18 protein-coding genes are annotated in these 16,672 nt (G+C 74.4%); 12 read left to right on the top strand and 6 right to left on the bottom strand.

From position 1 onward, the window contains the following. The first annotated feature begins 109 nt into the window (after nt 1-109). Nucleotides 110-1,747, top strand: coding sequence for a phosphodiester glycosidase family protein (locus tag H9624_RS12955; protein WP_251840305.1), 1,638 nt, complete (start codon nt 110-112; stop codon nt 1,745-1,747). A 143-nt stretch (nt 1,748-1,890) separates the two neighbouring features. Here H9624_RS12955 and H9624_RS12950 read toward each other — a convergent pair whose 3' ends face one another. Further along, nucleotides 1,891-2,304, bottom strand: a complete 414-nt coding sequence (locus tag H9624_RS12950) for a hypothetical protein (RefSeq protein WP_251840304.1) — start codon at nt 2,302-2,304, stop codon at nt 1,891-1,893. Between the two features lie 199 nt (nt 2,305-2,503). Between H9624_RS12950 and H9624_RS12945 the strand changes: the two genes are divergently transcribed. Both H9624_RS12945 and H9624_RS12940 read left to right on the top strand, forming a co-directional pair. Then, a complete protein-coding gene (locus tag H9624_RS12945; protein WP_152192985.1) occupies nt 2,504-2,752 on the top strand; it encodes a WhiB family transcriptional regulator in 249 nt (82 codons plus the stop codon). A 113-nt stretch (nt 2,753-2,865) separates the two neighbouring features. Continuing rightward, nucleotides 2,866-3,474 carry a DedA family protein gene (locus H9624_RS12940; protein WP_251840337.1) on the top strand — a complete coding sequence of 203 codons (609 nt, stop codon included), beginning with the start codon at nt 2,866-2,868 and terminating at the stop codon, nt 3,472-3,474. Here the strand turns inward: H9624_RS12940 and H9624_RS12935 are convergent. After that, nucleotides 3,471-4,928 (bottom strand): sensor histidine kinase, encoded by a 1,458-nt coding sequence (locus tag H9624_RS12935; protein WP_251840303.1) that lies wholly within the window; start codon nt 4,926-4,928, stop codon nt 3,471-3,473. The two genes, H9624_RS12940 and H9624_RS12935, sit on opposite strands and share 4 nt — an antisense overlap. Before the next feature lie 77 nt (nt 4,929-5,005). Between H9624_RS12935 and H9624_RS12930 the strand changes: the two genes are divergently transcribed. The 9 genes from H9624_RS12930 (at nt 5,006) to H9624_RS12890 (ending at nt 13,647) form a co-directional block, all read left to right on the top strand. Continuing rightward, the gene (locus H9624_RS12930) at nt 5,006-5,503 is read left to right on the top strand and encodes a DUF2505 domain-containing protein (protein ID WP_251840302.1); all 498 of its coding nucleotides are present in this window, start codon (nt 5,006-5,008) and stop codon (nt 5,501-5,503) included. A 31-nt stretch (nt 5,504-5,534) separates the two neighbouring features. Next, a complete protein-coding gene (locus H9624_RS12925) occupies nt 5,535-6,506 on the top strand; it encodes an AAA family ATPase (protein ID WP_251840301.1) in 972 nt (323 codons plus the stop codon). Further along, nucleotides 6,503-7,753, top strand: coding sequence for a DUF58 domain-containing protein (locus tag H9624_RS12920; RefSeq protein WP_251840300.1), 1,251 nt, complete (start codon nt 6,503-6,505; stop codon nt 7,751-7,753). The genes H9624_RS12925 and H9624_RS12920 overlap by 4 nt, the downstream gene beginning before the upstream one ends. Further along, entirely contained in the window at nt 7,750-10,239 is a 2,490-nt protein-coding gene (locus H9624_RS12915) for a transglutaminase TgpA family protein (RefSeq protein ID WP_251840299.1), read from the top strand. The genes H9624_RS12920 and H9624_RS12915 overlap by 4 nt, the downstream gene beginning before the upstream one ends. A gap of 284 nt (nt 10,240-10,523) precedes the next feature. Beyond that, on the top strand, nt 10,524-11,009 hold the full coding sequence (locus H9624_RS12910) for an OsmC family protein (protein ID WP_251840298.1): 486 nt from the start codon (nt 10,524-10,526) through the stop codon (nt 11,007-11,009). Beyond that, nucleotides 11,006-11,713 (top strand): hypothetical protein, encoded by a 708-nt coding sequence (locus tag H9624_RS12905; RefSeq protein ID WP_251840297.1) that lies wholly within the window; start codon nt 11,006-11,008, stop codon nt 11,711-11,713. The genes H9624_RS12910 and H9624_RS12905 overlap by 4 nt, the downstream gene beginning before the upstream one ends. A 130-nt stretch (nt 11,714-11,843) precedes the next feature. Further along, complete coding sequence (locus H9624_RS12900) at nt 11,844-12,284, top strand: Hsp20/alpha crystallin family protein (protein ID WP_251840296.1); 441 nt, start codon at nt 11,844-11,846, stop codon at nt 12,282-12,284. A gap of 59 nt (nt 12,285-12,343) precedes the next feature. Continuing rightward, complete coding sequence (locus H9624_RS12895; RefSeq protein WP_251840295.1) at nt 12,344-13,153, top strand: thymidylate synthase; 810 nt, start codon at nt 12,344-12,346, stop codon at nt 13,151-13,153. 8 nt (nt 13,154-13,161) lie between these two features. Further along, nucleotides 13,162-13,647, top strand: a complete 486-nt coding sequence (locus H9624_RS12890) for a dihydrofolate reductase (RefSeq protein ID WP_286011196.1) — start codon at nt 13,162-13,164, stop codon at nt 13,645-13,647. A gap of 2 nt (nt 13,648-13,649) precedes the next feature. On the opposite strand, the gene H9624_RS12885 is transcribed toward H9624_RS12890, so the two are convergent. From H9624_RS12885 to H9624_RS12870, 4 genes are all read right to left on the bottom strand, one after another. Next, nucleotides 13,650-13,892: a helix-turn-helix transcriptional regulator gene (locus tag H9624_RS12885; RefSeq protein WP_251840293.1), complete on the bottom strand. Its 243-nt coding sequence runs from the start codon at nt 13,890-13,892 to the stop codon at nt 13,650-13,652. After that, complete coding sequence (locus H9624_RS12880; protein WP_251840292.1) at nt 13,885-14,739, bottom strand: ABC transporter permease; 855 nt, start codon at nt 14,737-14,739, stop codon at nt 13,885-13,887. Before H9624_RS12880 ends, H9624_RS12885 begins: the two co-directional genes overlap by 8 nt. After that, nucleotides 14,736-15,680 carry an ABC transporter ATP-binding protein gene (locus H9624_RS12875; protein WP_251840291.1) on the bottom strand — a complete coding sequence of 315 codons (945 nt, stop codon included), beginning with the start codon at nt 15,678-15,680 and terminating at the stop codon, nt 14,736-14,738. Before H9624_RS12875 ends, H9624_RS12880 begins: the two co-directional genes overlap by 4 nt. Before the next feature lie 169 nt (nt 15,681-15,849). Beyond that, complete coding sequence (locus tag H9624_RS12870; RefSeq protein ID WP_251840290.1) at nt 15,850-16,662, bottom strand: alpha/beta fold hydrolase; 813 nt, start codon at nt 16,660-16,662, stop codon at nt 15,850-15,852. Nucleotides 16,663-16,672: the final 10 nt, after the last annotated feature.

Below are 16,672 nucleotides of genomic sequence, written 5' to 3'. Positions count from 1 at the left end.
GTCACGTCCCCGGACGTGACGGGGCCCACTCGCGCGCCGGGGGCGGCGCGGTGAGACTGGCGGTGCCCAGCTCGCCCCGCCGCCCCGCGGCACCGATCGGGAGGCTCTCATGTCCCAGCACCGTGCGCGCCGAGGCGCCGCCGTCCTCGCCGCGACGACCGCGGCCGTCCTCACCCTGCCCCTCGTCGCCCTGGCGCAGCCGCCCCGCGCGACCGACCCCGGCCGCTCGCTCCCCCTCGGTGCCGAGGACCTGCCCGAGGTGCGCGAGACCGAGCAGCTCGCCCCCGGCGTCACCCTCACCCGCATCGTGCGCGGGGAGACCACGGCCAGCTACCCGTGGACGGTCGAGGTCTCCGTGCCCGCCGGCTCCGGCTCACCCGACCCCGACGCACCACCGACCGCCCTGCGCGACCGCGCGAGCGCCGAGGAGGTGGCCGCCGAGCTGCGCGACGCCGGCCTGGACGCCCGGGTCGAGGAGGTCCGCACGGAGCCGGTCGCCGACTTCGCCGGTGGCAGCCTCGGCTGGCGGGTGCGCGTGGGCTCCTTCGCCGACCGTGCCGCTGCCGACGCCGCCCGGGCGCACGTGGTCGCCGCTGGCCACCGCGGCTCCACCCTCTCCACCGCCTGGGACGCCGACAGCGACGACGACCGCGGCCCGTGGCGCCTCGACGTCCTCACCGTGGACCCCCGCCACTTCCGCGGCGAGGTCGCCGCCTCCCTCGGCCCCGACGTCGAGCAGCGGGAGACGACCTCCGAGCTCGCGGCCCTGTCCGGGGCGCTCGCCGCCGTCAACGGCGGCTTCTTCGTCCTCGACCCGCAGGCCGGCGCACCCGGCGACCCGGCCGGGGTGTCCGTCGTCGACGGGGAGCTCCTCAGCGAGCCGGTGGGCGAGCGCCCCGCGCTCCTGCTCCGGCCGGACGCGCGGCGCACCGAGGTCGAGCGCCTCGGCTGGGAGGGCGAGCTCCGCGCCGGCGGCACCCGGCTGCCCCTCGACGGCCTCAACCGGGTGCCCGGCCTCGTCCGCAACTGCGGCGGCCTCGACGACCTGCCCACCACCCTGCCGCTGCACGACGTCACGTGCACCGACCCCGACGAGCTCGTCGTCTTCACGGAGACCTTCGCGGAGCGGACCCCCGCCGGCGAGGGTGTCGAGGCGGTCCTCGACCGCCACGGTCGCGTCACCGAGCTGCGCGACGAGCGGGGCGGCCCGGTCCCTGACGGCGGCAGCACCGTCCAGGCCACCGGCGACCTCGCCCCCGTCCTGCGCTCGCTCGCCGAGGAGGGCGGCCGCCTCGACGTGCGGACCGCGCTCACCGGCGAGGACGGGCGCACCGTGCACCCCAGCCGCTACCCCGCCGTCGTCAACGGTGGGCCCGAGCTCGTCCGCGACGGCGAGCGGCACGTCACCGCCGCCACCGACGGCATGGTGCACCCGGACAACCCGAGCTTTTACTACGGCTGGGCCCACAAGCGGAACCCGCGCACCCTCGCCGGCGTGGACGACCGCGGCCGGCTCGTCCTCGTCACCGCGGACGGGCGCAGCACCGACGCGCTCGGGCTGTCGATCCCCGAGGCGGCGGACGTCGCCGTCGGGCTCGGCCTGCGGGAGGCCCTCAACCTCGACGGTGGGGGCTCGACAGCGATGGTCGCCGAGGGCCGGCTGCTCACCGTCCCGTCCGACGCCGCGGGCGAGCGCCCCGTGGGCGACGCCGTGCTCGTCCTCCCCGGACGTCCCACCCGCCCCTGACCTCCCCCCCCCTGCGCCGAGCGCTGAGTTGTTCCGCCGGAACAACTCAGCGCTCGGCACCAAGTGGAGCGGAACAACTCAGCGCTCGGCACCAAGTGGGGCGGAACAACTCAGCGCTCGGCGCCAAGGAGGGGGACGGGCGCCTAGACGACGGCGCGGGGCGGGGCGGTCCGGTTGGCCCAGGCGACGGACGGCGGGACGAGGAGCCCGACCGTGACCGCGACGGGCAGGACGACGAGGAGGGCGACGATCCACCCCGGGATGACCCCCGACTGGGAGAGGCCCGTGGCGAGCACGAGCAGCTGCCAGGTGACGAGGGGCCCGCGGCCCCAGCGCCGGCGCTGGAGGAGGGCCCGCGCCGCCACGACGAGGAGCGCGCAGATCCCGAGGAACATGAGCGCCAGCACGGCCGTGACGGGGCCGCCCGTGGTGCGCCCGCTGAGCACCTCGACGAGCATCCCCACGGCCAGGGCGACCAGCGCTCCGACCTCGACGAGGACGAGGAGGAGGGCCAGGACGAGAGGCATCGGCGGTCGCGCGGGACGGTCGGTGGTCACCGGCCCAGCCTACGTGGCACGCGGGTGTGACCGACGCCGCCCGTGTGACGAACACCACTCGGCTTCACCTGCAGTTCACCGTCCCGACCCCCTTGTCGGGCGGGACCGGGCCGTGTGAAGGTTGGAGGCAGTCACCGGCCGCGTTGGACTTCCCCCCTCAACGATCACGGCCTACCGCTGCGCCCAAGAAGGAGTTGCCATGGACTGGCGCCACACCGCTGCCTGCCTCAACGAGGACCCCGAGCTCTTCTTCCCCATCGGCAACACCGGGCCGGCCCTCCTCCAGATCGAGGAGGCCAAGGCCGTCTGCCGCCGCTGCCCCGTCGTGGACACGTGCCTCAAGTGGGCGCTGGAGAACGGTCAGGACGCCGGCGTCTGGGGAGGCCTGTCGGAGGACGAGCGCCGCGCGCTCAAGCGCCGTACCGCCCGCGCCCGCCGGGCCTCTTGAGTCTTACCGCACTGCTGAGCAGGCCCCCGGCGCCCTTCGCGGCACCGGGGGCCTCCTCCGTGTCCGAGGACGGCGGCCTCTTCGCCGGGGTCACCGACTTCGCCGTCAACCTCATGGAGACCCTGGGCGGACCGGGGGCCGCGCTCGCCATCGCGCTGGAGAACCTCTTCCCGCCGATCCCCAGCGAGGTCATCCTCCCGCTCGCGGGCTTCACCTCCAGCCAGGGTGAGCTCTCGCTCGTCGGCGTCATCCTCTGGACGATCCTCGGCTCCGTCGTCGGGGCGCTCACCCTGTACGGTCTCGGTGCCGCCCTCGGCATCCGCCGGCTCAAGGCGATCGCCGAGCGGCTGCCGCTCGTGGACGCGGGGGACATCGAGGACACCGAGCGCTGGTTCGACCGCCACGGCACCAAGGCCGTCTTCTTCGGTCGCATGCTGCCGATCTTCCGCAGCCTCATCTCGATCCCCGCGGGCATCGAGCGCATGCCGCTGCCCGTGTTCCTCGGGCTGACGACGGCGGGCTCGGCCATCTGGAACACCGTGCTCGTCGGGGCCGGCTACCTGCTCGGCGAGAACTGGCACGTCGTCGAGCGGTACACCGGCATCCTCCAGTGGGTCGTCATCGCCGGGGTCGTCGGCGCCGTCGGCTGGTTCGTGTGGAGCCGCACCGGCAGCCGCAACCGGGCGCGCCGGCAGCGCCGCGAGGAGCGCGCCGCCGACTAGCGGGCGTCGGCGATGTGCGCCCGCACCACGACCTCCGTGCCGCCGCCGGGAGCCGGGCGCCAGTCGATGGTGCCGCCGAGCTCGCCGCGCACGAGCGTCGAGACGATCTGGGTGCCCAGGCCGCTGAGGACGCTGCCCTCGGCGAGGCCCGCGCCGTCGTCGCGCACCGTGACGTCCAGCTGCTCCCCCTCGCGCTGGGCGGTGACGACGACGGTGCCGCCGGTGGGGCCCAGGCCGTGCTGGACGGCGTTGGTGACGAGCTCGGTGAGGACGACGGCGAGCGCCGTCGCGTCGTCGGCCGGGACCTGACCGAAGCTGCCGCTGACCTCGGTGCGCACGTGGCCCTCCCCCGCGGCGACGTCCGCGGACAGGCGCAGCACCCGCACGAAGAGGGCGTCGAAGTCGACGATCTCGTCGATGATCTGGGACAGCATGTCGTGGACGAGTGCGATGGTCGACACCCGCCGGATCGCCTCGCCGAGCGCGTCGCGCACCTCCGCGCTGCTCGAGCGGCGCGACTGGAGACGCAGCACCGCGGCCACCGTCTGGAGGTTGTTCTTCACCCGGTGGTGGATCTCCCGGATGGTCGCGTCCTTGGTGAGCAGCTCCAGCTCCTGGCGGCGCACCTCGGTGACGTCGCGGCACAGGAGCACCGCCCCGCGACGCTGCCCGTTCTCCGTGATCGGGATGGCGCGGAAGGAGACGACGACGCCGTGCGCGTCGATCTCCGAGCGCCACGCCGCCTTGCCGGTCATGACGACGGGCAGCGACTCGTCCACCGGGCTCGCGCCGTCCAGGACGTCGGTGACGGCCTCGACGAGGAGCTTGCCGGTGAGGTCGCCGATGACCCCGAGACGGTGGAAGCACGAGAGGGCGTTGGGGCTCGCGTAGAGGACCTCGCCGTCCAGGCCGAGCCGGAACAGGCCGTCGCCCACGCGCGGTGCCCCGCGCCGTGAGCCGGTGGGCGAGCCGGGCTGGGGGAACTCCCCGCGCGCGACCATCGCGCAGATCGCGTCGGCCGCCTCGACGTAGTTGAGCTCCAGGCGGCTGGACGTGCGGGTGATGCCGAGGTTGGCCTGCCGGGAGATGACGGCGATGGTCCGGCCCTCGTGGACGACGGGCACGGCGTCCTCGCGGACCGCGTGGGAGCCGATCCAGCGGGGCTCGGTGGCGCGCACCGGCACCTGGCGCTCCATCGCCTGCCGCAGCAGGCGGCGGCGACCGGCGGGGATGAGCCGGCCCACGACGTCCTCGTAGTAGACCGTCGCACCGGTCGAGGGGCGGCAGTGGGCGACGATGAGGAAGTCCTCCTCCCCCAGCGGGATGCACAGGAGGAGGTCGGCGAAGGAGAGGTCGGAGACGACCTGCCAGTCACCGACGAGCTGGTGCAGCCGCTCGATGCTGTGCGGGTCGAGCCGTGAGCGGTCCTGGATGAGTTCGCTGAGCGTCGACACCCCGTCAGCGTATAGCCCGCCCGTGCGCCGCCGCCGGTCCCGGTTACGCTGGGACCCCCGGCGACTGAAGGAGCAACGTGCGGTTCGACGCGACGATCGACTACCCCGCCGACATGGACACGGTGGCCGCGATGCTCGCCGACGAGGAGTTCGTCCGGCGCAAGATCGCCGCCTCCGGTGCGCTCGACTCCACCCAGGAGGTCATCTGGGAGGGTGAGGCCTTCACCGTCACCACCCGCCGGCAGATGCCCACCGACCAGGTCCCCTCCTCCTTCCGCTCGCTCGTGGGCCAGAGCCTGGACGTGCGGCTCGTCGAGGCCTGGGAGGCCCCGCACCCGGACCGCTCCCGCGTCGGCACCCTGTCCCTCGACATCGCCGGCGCCCCCGTCCGCGTCATCGGGCGCATGTCCCTGCAGCCCGGCCCCGACGGCGGGACGGTGCAGTCCTTCTCGGGGGACATCACCGCCTCCGTCCCGTTCTTCGGCAAGCCCATCGAGAAGGCCGCCGCCGGTGCCGTGGACCAGGTCCTCGCCGTCGAGCGCTCCATCGGGCTGGACTTCCTCGCCGGCAGGTGAGCCACCCGATCCACTCCCCGGGCCGCGGCCCATGGGGGAGGATCGAGTGGTGAACGAACTCGAGGAGCTCCAGGAGGTCGCCCACCGGGTCGAGGCCGCCATGTCGAGCGTCATCGCCGGCAAGGACGACGTCGTCCGGACGGTGGTCACCGTCCTGCTCGCCCAGGGCCACCTCCTCGTGGAGGACGTGCCCGGCGTCGGCAAGACCATGCTCGCCAAGGCGCTGGGACGGAGCATCGACTGCAGCGTCCAGCGCATCCAGTTCACCCCGGACCTGCTGCCCAGCGACGTCACCGGCGTCAGCGTCTTCAACCAGGACGCCCGGACCTTCGAGTTCCGGCCCGGGGCGGTGTTCGCCAACGTCGTCGTCGGCGACGAGATCAACCGCGCCTCGCCCAAGACGCAGTCGGCGCTGCTCGAGGCGATGGCCGAGGGACAGGTGACGGTCGACGCCACGACCTACCGGCTCGAGGAGCCGTTCATGGTGATGGCGACGCAGAACCCCATCGAGATGGAGGGCACCTACCCGCTGCCCGAGGCGCAGCGCGACCGCTTCATGGCACGCATCGAGATGGGCTACCCCGACCCCGCCGCCGAGCTCGACATGATCGGCGCGCACTCGCGCACCGACCCCCTCGCCGCCCTGCAGCCGGTGACCGACGCCCTCACCGTCGCGCGGCTCGTCGCCGTGGTCCGCACGCTGTACGCGAGCCCCGCCGTCCTCCAGTACGTCGTCGACCTCGCCACCGCGTCCCGGCGCCACCCGCGCCTGCGGCTCGGCATCTCCCCGCGCGCGGCCCTCCACCTCGTGCGCGCCGCCCGCGCCCACGCCGCCCTCGACGGGCGCACCCACGTCCTGCCCGACGACGTCCAGGTGCTCGCCGTCCCCGTCCTCGCCCACCGCGTCATCCTCAGCAACGACGCCCAGCTCGCCCGCGAGACGCCCGAGCAGGTCGTCGCCGGTCTCCTCGGCGAGGTGCCCGTCCCCGTGGGGGCGCGATGAGCCGACGCCCGCGTCTCACCGGCCGGGGGCAGGTCTTCCTCGCGCTGGGGGTCGTCGTCGTCGCGCTCGGGACGCTGCTCGGCTACCCGGACATCACCCGGGCCGGCGTCCTCGTCACCGGGCTGCCGGTGCTCGCCGTCGTCGCCGGGTGGCGTCCCGCGCCGCCCGTGGACCTCCAGCGGCTCGTCTCGCCGGCGCTCGTGGCCCCCGACCAGCCGGCGCAGGTCGAGCTCGTCCTGCGCGGGGGCGGCACCCGCCTCAGCCCGATCCAGGTGGCCGAGGAGCAGCTGGACCCGCTGCTCGGCACCGGCCCGCACTTCCTGCTGCCGCGCATGGACCCCGGCGAGCGCCACACCGTCCGCTACCACGTCTCCTCCCCCTCCCGCGGCGCGCACCGGCTCGGGCCGCTGCGCCTCGAGCGGCGCGACCCCTTCGGGATGACGACGGCGAGCGTCCGGCTCCCCGGGGAGGGCCAGCTCCTCGTGCTGCCCCGTATCGAGCCGCTGGGACCGAACCGGGTCCACGGCGGCGGCCTGGGCCGCGAGGGTCAGGTCCCCCACATGGTCGCGCTCCACGGCGAGGACGACGTGAGCATCCGCGCCTACCGCGACGGTGACGACCTGCGCCGCGTCCACTGGCCCACGACCGCCCACCGCGGTGAGCTCATGGTCCGCCAGGAGGACCGCCCCGCCCGCCGCCGCGCCGTCCTGCTCCTCGACGCCCGGGCCGGTGCCTACGGTGAGGCCCACGAGGCCTTCGAGTGGGCGGTGCGCGCCGTCGCCTCCCTGGCCGTCCACCTCGGTGAGGACGGCTACGCGGTGCACGTCGTGGGTGCCGGGGAGCCGGGCCGCACCGAGCTCCTCGCCGTCCTGCGCGCCCTCGCGCTCGTCGAGCCGACCGCCGACGCCCTCACCCCGTACGTCCGTGACGCGCACGCGCTGACGGCGGACGGCGCCGTCGTCGTCGCGGTCGTCGCCGACCACGACCCCGAGGCCGTGCTCGCCGTCCCGGCCGTCCGCTCCCCCGGCAGCCTCGGGGTCGCGCTCGTGCTCGACACCACGTCCTTCGCCGACGACCCCGAGGTGCGTGGCTGGTCCGTCCCCGGTGACGGCGAGCTCGTGCCGATCTTCACCGCGGCCGGCTGGCGCACCCGCACCGTCCGTGACGGCGACGCCGTCGCCGACGTGTGGGCCGCCGCCGTCCCGCCCGCCGCGGGGCGGCGGGCCGACCTGGCAGGCCTGCGGTGAACGACCCCTGGGTCACCGCGCTGCTCCGCGGCCGGTGGGTGGAGTCCGCGCTCGCCGTGACGGCGCTCGTCGCCGTGTCCTGGCCGCTGGGCGAACTCGTCTCGACCCGCCCGTGGATCGGGCCGCTGTTCGGGGTGCTGCTGCTCGTCGTCGCCGTCGGCTCACTCGTGCGCATGGCGCGGGTGCCGGCCTGGCTCGTCATTCTCGCCCAGGTGCTGGCCCTCCTCGGCGGGCTGGCGGGCTGGGCGCACCAGCACCGGCCGCCCGACGAGTCCACGCTCGTCGCGATGAGTGCTCTCGTGCGCGAGGGCGTCCTCACCATCCAGACCTACTCCGTCCCCGCCCCCGCGACGCCCGGGCTCACCTTCGTCGTCCTCGGCTCGATCGCCGCTCTCGCGCTCGTGGTGGAGGCGCTCGGGGTGACGTTCCGGGCGGGCGCGATCGCCGGTGTCCCGCTCCTCCTCGTCTCCGCGGGCGCGGCCTCCGGCTCGGGCCAGGCGCTCGACCCGCGCTACTTCCTCATCGGGGCGGCCGCCTGGCTCGTGCTCCTCTCCCAGCAGGGCCGCGCCCGGCTCGAGGAGTGGGAGGACCGGCCCGACGCCGCGGTGAGCGTCGACCGCGTCGCTGCCGCCCGCGGCAACCACCACCGGCTGGGCGTGACGGCGCGGGTCATGGGCGTGTCGGCCCTCCTCCTCGCCGTCGTCCTGCCCGGCGTGCTGCCGCACCTGCCGCCCACCGTCCTCGTCGACGGCCGCTCGGGCGAGGGCGCGCCCGGCACGGTGAGCTTCACCGACACCCTCGACCTCACCCAGGACCTCGCCGACCGGTCCAACGCCCCCGTCATCCGCTACCGGACCGACGACAGCTCCCCGCCGCCGCTGCGGGTGACGTCGACGACTCTGTACGACGACGGCCGGTGGACCCCGTTCGGCCCCGCGACGACCTCCCAGTACCAGGTCCCCGAGATCTTCACGATCGCCGGCTACTCGCTGGCGGCACCCGGGCTCGAGGCCACGCCCCGCACGATGACCGTCACGCAGAACGGGCTGCGGGCCCCCCAGCTCGCCGTGCCCTACCCCCCGACCGCCGTCGACCTCGGCGGTGTCGAGTGGCTGTGGACCCCCATCGGCGACAGCCTGACGGTCGGGGCGGCGCCGGGCACCTACGCGGTGGACTACCTCGAGATGGCCCCGCTCACCACGCTCCCGGAGGAGATCGGGGCGCCCCCCGTCCGCGCGGCGGAGCGGTACGCAGCCGACGAGCTCACCACGGAGACCGCCGACGACGGGACCACCTTCCTCAGCGCTCCCGACGGAAGCACCGTCGCGATCACCTACTCCGACGGTCAGACCCACTGGTTCCGCACCGACGGCAGCATCGAGGCCGAGGACCCTGACGGACGCATCCGGCTGGAGCCCCCCGTCCCGGAACCCCAGGCCCTCACCGTCGACCCCGCGTCCCGGCAGGTCGTGGAGGACCTCGCGGCCGAGCTCGCCGGGGACCGGACCAACCAGATCGACATCGCCCTGGAGCTCCAGCGCTACCTGCGCAGCCCGGAGTTCACCTACTCCCTCACCCTCGCCGACCCCGTCGAGGGGCCGGACGGTGAGCCGCTCGACCCGATCTCCCACTTCCTGGCGACCAAGCAGGGCTACTGCACGCAGTTCGCCACCGCGATGGTCATGCTCGCGCGCGCCCAGGACATCCCTGCCCGCCTCGCCATCGGGTTCCTGCCCGGCTCGCGCGGCCTGGACGGCACCCGCACCGTCGTGGCGAGCGACGCGCACGCCTGGCCCGAGCTCTTCATCACCGGTCTCGGGTGGACGCGCTTCGAGCCCACGCCGGGCCAGCGCAGCGGGACCGCACCCACTTTCGCCACCGAGGGCCAGCAGCAGGCGGTCCCCACCCCGCAGGAGGTGCCCTCGACCGAGGAGCCGACCGTCGCCCCCGCGGTCCCCGACAGCGCCGGCGGGGCGGGCGGCAGCGGCGAGGAGGGCTGGTTCGAGCGCCACGCCGAGGTGATCGGGTGGACGGCGCTTGGCCTGGCCGCCGTCCTCGCCCTCGCGTCGGTCGTCCCCCTCGCCGGCCGCTGGCACCGCTGGCGGTCCCGCCGCGGGCGCAGCCCCGTCGAGCAGGTCGAGGGCGAGTGGACCGTGCTCGTCGACGGCCTCGCCGACCTCGGTGTGGCCCCGCCGGCCGCGGCGACACCGCGGGCGCTGCGCGACCACTACGCGCGCGAGATCGCGCCCGACGCCCCGACGAGGGAAGCCCTGAACCGGGCGACCGACCGGCTCGAGTCCGCCCGGTACGCGGCGCAGACCCCCGAGCTCGGGACGATGCGTGAGGACGTGCGGCAGGTGGTGGAGTGGCAGCGGGCACGGGTGACCCGCCGTCGTCGTCTGCTCGCGACCCTGCTGCCCGCGGGGGGACGCGCCCAGCTCGGCGCCCTGCTCCCCGGCCGCCGCCCGCACCCCGCGGTGGACTGAGCGGCGTCCCTCCCCCGCGAGCCCCACCGCCGACAGCTGGATTTCTCGGCCGCGCAGCGCGCTCCACCCCGGAGGAATCCGGCTGTCGGCGCACGGGGGCTCCGGGAGAATCCGGCTCTCGGCACACGGGGGGCTCCCGGAGAATCCGGCTCTCGGCACACGGGGGGCTCCCGGAGAATCCGACTGTCGGCACACGGGGGGCTCCCGGAGAATCCGACATTCGGCACACTAGGGCCGTCCCGCCGCCAGTGTCGGCGCGCGGCGGGCCGTGCCACGATCGGGACATGACCGACACGACGACGCCGGACGAGCCCACCCACACCCCCGAGGAGACCATCTCGCCCGCACGCGCCCTGTGGGCCGAGCGCCAGGGCGCGCCCGAGTACATCGCCTACAACGGCCGCGGGGCGCAGGTGCGGATCGGCCGCGGCGACGCCGAGGGGGTGTTCTCCCCCGGTGAGCTGCTCAAGATCGCCCTCGCGGCGTGCACCGCGCTGTCCACCGACCACGTCCTGCGCAGCCGGCTCGGTGACGACTTCCCCGCCGTCGTCGGCGTCTCGTCCACCGGGGTGGAGGACGAGAACCGCTACGGGCACCTCGACGTCGAGCTCCTCCTCGACCTCGCCGAGCTCGACGAGGAGAAGCGGGACAAGCTCGCCGAGCGGGTCGAGCGCACCTCCGGGCGCCAGTGCACCGTGGGGCGCACCCTCAAGGCCGGCGCCGCCTACGACGTCGCCATCACCCACGAGCCGCTTCGGGGACAGTCATGAGCCGCCGTCGCCCCGCCCCGGAGGGCATCGGCGAGGTCGAGCCGGCCGCCAACACCCTCGAACGACGCATCGAGAAGGCTCTGGCCAGCGGGGCGGGCCGGTCCCGGGCACTAGCCGAGAAGGTCGCCGCCGCCAACCCCGACGCCTCACCGGCCGACGTCGTCGCCCTCCTCGAGCGGCGCTACCGCCGCCGGGTGAGTGTGCTCAGCGCCGCCGTCGGGCTCACCGCGGCCGTGCCCGGCGTGGGCACGGGCGTGGCCGCGCTCCTCACCACCGCCAACCTCGGCAGCTACCTGCGCGCGAGCACGACCTTCGTCGGCGCGGTGGCCCACGTGCACGGCGTGGACGTCGAGGACGTCGCCCGCCGGCGCACCCTGCTGCTCGTGTCACTCCTCGGCGAGGACGGCGCGCGCGCCCTGCGCGGCGAGCTCGGCGTCAGCACCCTCTACTGGGGCCGCGGGCTGCTCACCAGGCTGCCCCTCGGCACCGTCCGCGCCGTCAACAAGGGGCTCTCCCGCCGGCTCGTGCGTGCGGCCGCGGCCAAGAGCGGGGCCATGGTGCTCGGGCGGCTGGCACCCTTCGGGGTCGGCGCCGTCGTGGGCTGGTTCGTCGGCCGCCGACTCGCCGCCCAGGTGGTCACCGGGGCGCGCGAGGCCTTCGGCCCAGTACCCTCCACCACAGCATCGCCGCAGGTCACGCCCTAGGTTGAGCCGACGACACTCAACTCTTTCGCCGACGGTGAACGGCGCTGGCACTCTCCCCCGTCGAGTGCCAGAATTTGAGTCAGCGGCGCCCGGTCGGATCGGGCGCCTGACCGAGAAGGAGGTACCCCTGATGGCTCACTTCACCGACCCGTTCCGGGAGATGGACCGCGTGTTCAACACGGTGCTGCGCCAGGCCCCCGCGGCCACGGCGATGCCCCTGGACCTCTACCGGCGCGGTGAGACCTTCGTCGCCCAGATCGACCTGCCGGGTGTCGACCCCGCGACGATCGACATCGACGTCGAGGACCGCACGCTCACCGTCCGGGCCGAGCGCACGAGCATCGACGGCGAGGGCGTCCAGTGGCTGTCCCACGAGCGTCCCACCGGGACGTTCGCCCGCCAGCTGGCGCTGGGCACCGGGCTCGCGGTCGACCGCATCGACGCCGACTACGCCGACGGTGTGCTCACCCTGACGATCCCGGTGGCCGAGGAGGCCAAGCCGCGCAAGATCCAGGTCGCGCACACCCCGCGCACCATCGAGCAGAGCGAGAAGGAGCCCGCCACCGTCTGACGTGGCGCACGGAGGCCGCCGTCCGGACCGGACGGCGGCCTTCGGCTTACCATGGCGCGGTGACCACACCGCTCGTCCCGACGCCCTACGAGGACCTCCTGCGGCACGTGCTCGAGCACGGGACGCCGAAGTCCGACCGCACCGGGACCGGCACGCGCAGCGTGTTCGGCCACCAGATGCGCTTCGACCTGCAGGCGGGCTTCCCGCTCGTCACGACCAAGCGGGTCTTCCTCCGCGGCGTGGTCGAGGAGCTGCTGTGGTTCCTGCGCGGTGAGCACAACGCCCGCCCCCTCCAGGAGAGGGGCGTGCACATCTGGGACGAGTGGGCCGCCGAGGACGGCGAGCTCGGCCCGGTCTACGGCTACCAGTGGCGCTCGTGGCCCACCCCGGACGGCGGGCACATCGACCAGCTCTCCGGGGTGCTCGAGACGCTGCGGAGCAACCCCGACTCGCGCCGGATGATCGTCTCGGCGTGGAACGTCGCCGACCTCGACGCGATGGCCCTGGCCCCCTGCCACGCGTTCTTCCAGTTCTACGTGGCCGACGGGCGCCTCTCGCTCCAGCTCTACCAGCGCTCGGCGGACCTCTTCCTCGGCGTCCCCTTCAACATCGCCTCCTACGCCCTGCTCACCCACATGGTGGCCCAGCAGGTGGGCCTGGAGGTCGGCGACTTCGTGTGGACGGGCGGGGACTGCCACGTCTACGACAACCACGTCGACCAGGTCCGCGAGCAGCTCTCCCGTGAGCCCTACCCGCTCCCCCGCCTCGAGCTGCGGAAGGCGCCCTCGCTCTTCGACTACACCTACGAGGACGTCGTCGTCCACGGCTACGAGCACCACCCCGCGATCAAGGCGCCGGTGGCGGTATGACCCTCGGGATGATCTGGGCACAGGCCCACGAGCGCGTCATCGGCCGCGACAACGACCTCCCCTGGCACCTGCCCGAGGACCTGCGCCACTTCCGCAGCACGACCGCGGGCGACGCCGTCGTCATGGGCCGCCGGCAGTGGGAGTCGCTGCCGGAGAAGATCCGCCCGCTGCCCGGGCGACGCAACGTCGTCCTCACCCGCAACCCCGACTTCGAGGCGCCGGGCGCCGAGGTCGTCGACAACCTCACGGCCGCGCTCGAGCTCGTCGCCGGCGAGGACGCGTGGATCTGCGGCGGTGCCCAGGTCTACGAGGCGGCCATCGACCACGCCGACCTCCTCGTCGTCACCGAGATCGACCACGCCGTCGAGGGCGACACCTACGCGCCGCCGATCGGCCCCGAGTGGCAGGTCGACGAGCAGGACCCCGACGACGGCGGCTGGCACGTCGCGGAGAACGGCATGCGCTTCCGCATCCTCACCTACCGCCGCCGCTGACCTCAGCCCGGGCCGATCCGCGGGAAGGGCTCGAGGGAGAAGACGAACTCGAGCGGGACGTCGAAGTACGCGGCGATCCGCAGGGCGAGGTGCAGGCTCGGGGCGTACTCCCCGCGCTCGAGGTAGCCGACCGTCTGGTAGTGGACCCCGAGCGCGTCCGCGAGCTCGCGGCGGGTGACGCCGCGGTCGACGCGCAGGGTGGCGATGCGGTTGTGGACGGCCTCCGGGCTCCTCGGTTCAGACACGCTGCAGCTGCTTCTCCCGGCCGGCGGCGACGACGGAGCCCGACTCGCGCCGCGCCATCCGGCGCAGGAGCACGGGGGCGAGCAGGACACCGACGAGCGCCCACAGGCCGAGGACGCCGAGGGCCTCCGCGGTGCGCCACTCCTCGCCGATCTCGACGACGACGACACTCTCGGGCAGGACCGCGTGACGCATGAGGTGCCCCATCCAGTACATCGGGGTGAGCTGGCCGAGGACCTGCGCCCAGCCGGGGAGCTGGGCGGCGGGGACGAAGACCCCGGAGACGAGGACGAGCCCGCCCATGACGAGCATCCCCCAGCCGCCGACCGCCCGCGGGCTGCGGAAGACCGACCCGACGGCGAAGCCGATCGGCAGGCAGGCGGCGAGGCCGAGCACGAGCGCAGCGGCGAGGAGAAGGACGTCGGCGGGGCCGGTGGCGGACCACAGGCGCGGGACGATGAGGGTCGCCGGGACGGTGAGGACGACGACGTTGAAGGCGACCTCGAGGCTGGAGCGGACGCTCTGCCCGGTGACGTAGCCGCGCATCCCGTGGGGGACGGACTTGGCGCGCAGCAGCGTGCCGTCCTCACGCTCCGCGGCCACGAGCGTCGCCAGGCCGTAGGAGGCGGAGAACATCGTCGTGAAGGCGAGGACGCCGGGCAGGATGAGGAGCGCGAGCGAGATGCCCGCGCCCTCGACCTCGTTGGCGCGGTTGAACCACATGACGACGAGGAAGACGACCGTCCCCAGGACGTAGTACGTGAGGTCCTCGGGGGCGCGCATCGCGTTGCGGAACTCGATCCACCCGCGGCGTGCTCCGGCGCGGACGGCGCTGGTCGTGGGACTCATCGGGACTCCTCCCCGGAGACGAGGGTCAGGCCGGGGACGGCGGCCCCGTGGCCCTGCGGCGCGTCGCTGCGCGCGACCATCGCCAGGTAGGTGTCCTCCAGGGTGCTGCGGCGCACCTCGAGGTCGCTGACCTCCTCCCCGAGCCGGGCGAGGAGGTCGCGGACGAAGGCGGTGCCGTCGGACGTCGCGTGGACGTGCCGCTCCCCGTCCGCGGACCAGCGCACCTCGGTGCGTCCGGCGACCTGCCGGGCCAGCTGCTCGGCGCTGCCGTCGGCGACGATCCGTCCGCCGTCGAGGATGAGGATGCGGTCGGCGAGCTTCTCGGCCTCGCCGAGGTCGTGGGTGGTGAGGAGGATCGTCGTGTCCTCCAGGTCGCTGAGCCGGTGGATGAGGTCGTGGAAGTCGCGGCGGGCCACGGGGTCGAACCCCGCCGTCGGCTCGTCGAGGAAGAGGAGCCGGGGCCGCCCGACGATCCCGATCGCGACGTCCAGCCGGCGACGCTGGCCACCGGAGAGCTTCTTGACCTGCTGGTCCGCCCGCTCGGCGAGCCCGACCCGCTCGAGGAGCTCCGCCGTCGGGTAGGGCCGCGGACGCTCGGGGGTGGAGTAGGGCCGGTAGTAGGAGCCGAACTGCTCGACCAGCTCCCGCACGGTCCACCGGCCGTGGTCGCGCCAGGACTGGAGCACCACCCCGACGTCGGCGCGCCAGGGCTCGCCGCCCCGGGCGGGGTCCTGCCCGAGCACCCGGACCCGGCCCCCGGAGGGGAGCCGGAAGCCCTCGAGGATCTCGATCGTCGTCGTCTTGCCCGCCCCGTTGGGCCCGAGCAGCACGACCACCTCACCCCGGTCGACATGGAAGGTCACGCCGTCGAGGACGTCCGTGGTCCCGTACCGCATGCGCACGTCAGTCACGTCGATGACCGCGGAGTCGTCGCTGCGCATGTCCCACCTCCCGTCGTAGGGATGAGTAGGAATGTAGCAGGAGTGCTACATGTTGGGAAGGGTCCGAGGGCGATGGGCAGGCGTGGCCGTGGACGTCCGTGCGCCTGCTCGGGGACCGTCTCAGCGACGCAGCCGGCCTGCCGCCGACCGGGGCACCGCCCCGGCGAGCTCAGGACGCCGAGGCCACCCTCCGGACGACGGCGTCGGCGACCGCGTCGGGGCTCAGCTCGGGCAGCCAGTGCCCACCGGGCAGCGGGAGGAACTCGTAGTCGCCGTACACGTAGTCGCGGGTGAGCTCGGCGGCTCGGCGGCCGAGGTAGGGGTCCGCCTCGCCCCACACGTACGTCGTCGGCACCCCGACGCGCCCGGCACCCTCCCGGCTGAGCGGCACGCCGCGGTACCAGTTGAGCGCGCCGCGCGCCGCCCCCGGCTCACGCATCCGCTCCTGGTAGAGCCGGGCCTGCTCCGGCGGCAGCCCGGCCGAGACGAGGATCCGCTCCACGCGGCTGCGGAGGAGACGCTCGGGCAGTCCCGGCAGCTGGAAGAACGCCATGTAGGAGGAGCGCAGCGCCTGGTCCGAGCGCAGCATCGCCGCCGTGAGCGCCGCCGGGTGCGGGGTCGAGACCACCGTCAGTGACGCCACCCTGTCGGGGTGCCGCGACCCGGCCATCCACGCGGCCCCGCCGCCCCAGTCGTGGCCGACGACGTGCGCGCGGTCCACACCGGCGGCGTCGAGCACCGCGACGACGTCCGCGACGAGGAACTCCAGCCGGTACGCCGCCCGCGCCGCCGGGCGGGCACCCGGGGAGTAGCCCCGCTGGTCCATCGTGATCGTGCGCAGCCCGGCCGCGCGGAGCCGCGGCACGACGTGCCGCCAGCTCGTCGAGTCCTGCGGGAAGCCGTGGAGGAGCAGCACCGGCGGGCCGCTGCCCTCGTCACGGACGTCGAAGGTGAGGCCGCCCCTGCGCACGCGTCGCTCCATGTCCCCACGG

Source organism: Oceanitalea stevensii (genome assembly GCF_014837105.1).
In the GTDB taxonomy this organism is placed as follows: Bacteria; Actinomycetota; Actinomycetes; order Actinomycetales; family Actinomycetaceae; genus Oceanitalea; species Oceanitalea stevensii.
Note: the sequence above shows the minus strand (reverse complement) of the source record. Positions and strands in the feature narration are given on the sequence as shown.

Coding starts and splice junctions, on each gene's coding strand:
- H9624_RS12940 (WP_251840337.1), top strand. CDS start 2,866: ATGGAGACCCTGGGCGGACCGGGGGCCGCGCTCGCCATCGCGCTGGAG.
- H9624_RS12870 (WP_251840290.1), bottom strand. CDS start 16,662: ATGGAGCGACGCGTGCGCAGGGGCGGCCTCACCTTCGACGTCCGTGAC.
- H9624_RS12875 (WP_251840291.1), bottom strand. CDS start 15,680: ATGCGCAGCGACGACTCCGCGGTCATCGACGTGACTGACGTGCGCATG.
- H9624_RS12925 (WP_251840301.1), top strand. CDS start 5,535: ATGGGGGAGGATCGAGTGGTGAACGAACTCGAGGAGCTCCAGGAGGTC.
- H9624_RS12900 (WP_251840296.1), top strand. CDS start 11,844: ATGGCTCACTTCACCGACCCGTTCCGGGAGATGGACCGCGTGTTCAAC.
- H9624_RS12905 (WP_251840297.1), top strand. CDS start 11,006: ATGAGCCGCCGTCGCCCCGCCCCGGAGGGCATCGGCGAGGTCGAGCCG.
- H9624_RS12955 (WP_251840305.1), top strand. CDS start 110: ATGTCCCAGCACCGTGCGCGCCGAGGCGCCGCCGTCCTCGCCGCGACG.
- H9624_RS12945 (WP_152192985.1), top strand. CDS start 2,504: ATGGACTGGCGCCACACCGCTGCCTGCCTCAACGAGGACCCCGAGCTC.
- H9624_RS12910 (WP_251840298.1), top strand. CDS start 10,524: ATGACCGACACGACGACGCCGGACGAGCCCACCCACACCCCCGAGGAG.
- H9624_RS12890 (WP_286011196.1), top strand. CDS start 13,162: ATGATCTGGGCACAGGCCCACGAGCGCGTCATCGGCCGCGACAACGAC.
- H9624_RS12880 (WP_251840292.1), bottom strand. CDS start 14,739: ATGAGTCCCACGACCAGCGCCGTCCGCGCCGGAGCACGCCGCGGGTGG.
- H9624_RS12920 (WP_251840300.1), top strand. CDS start 6,503: ATGAGCCGACGCCCGCGTCTCACCGGCCGGGGGCAGGTCTTCCTCGCG.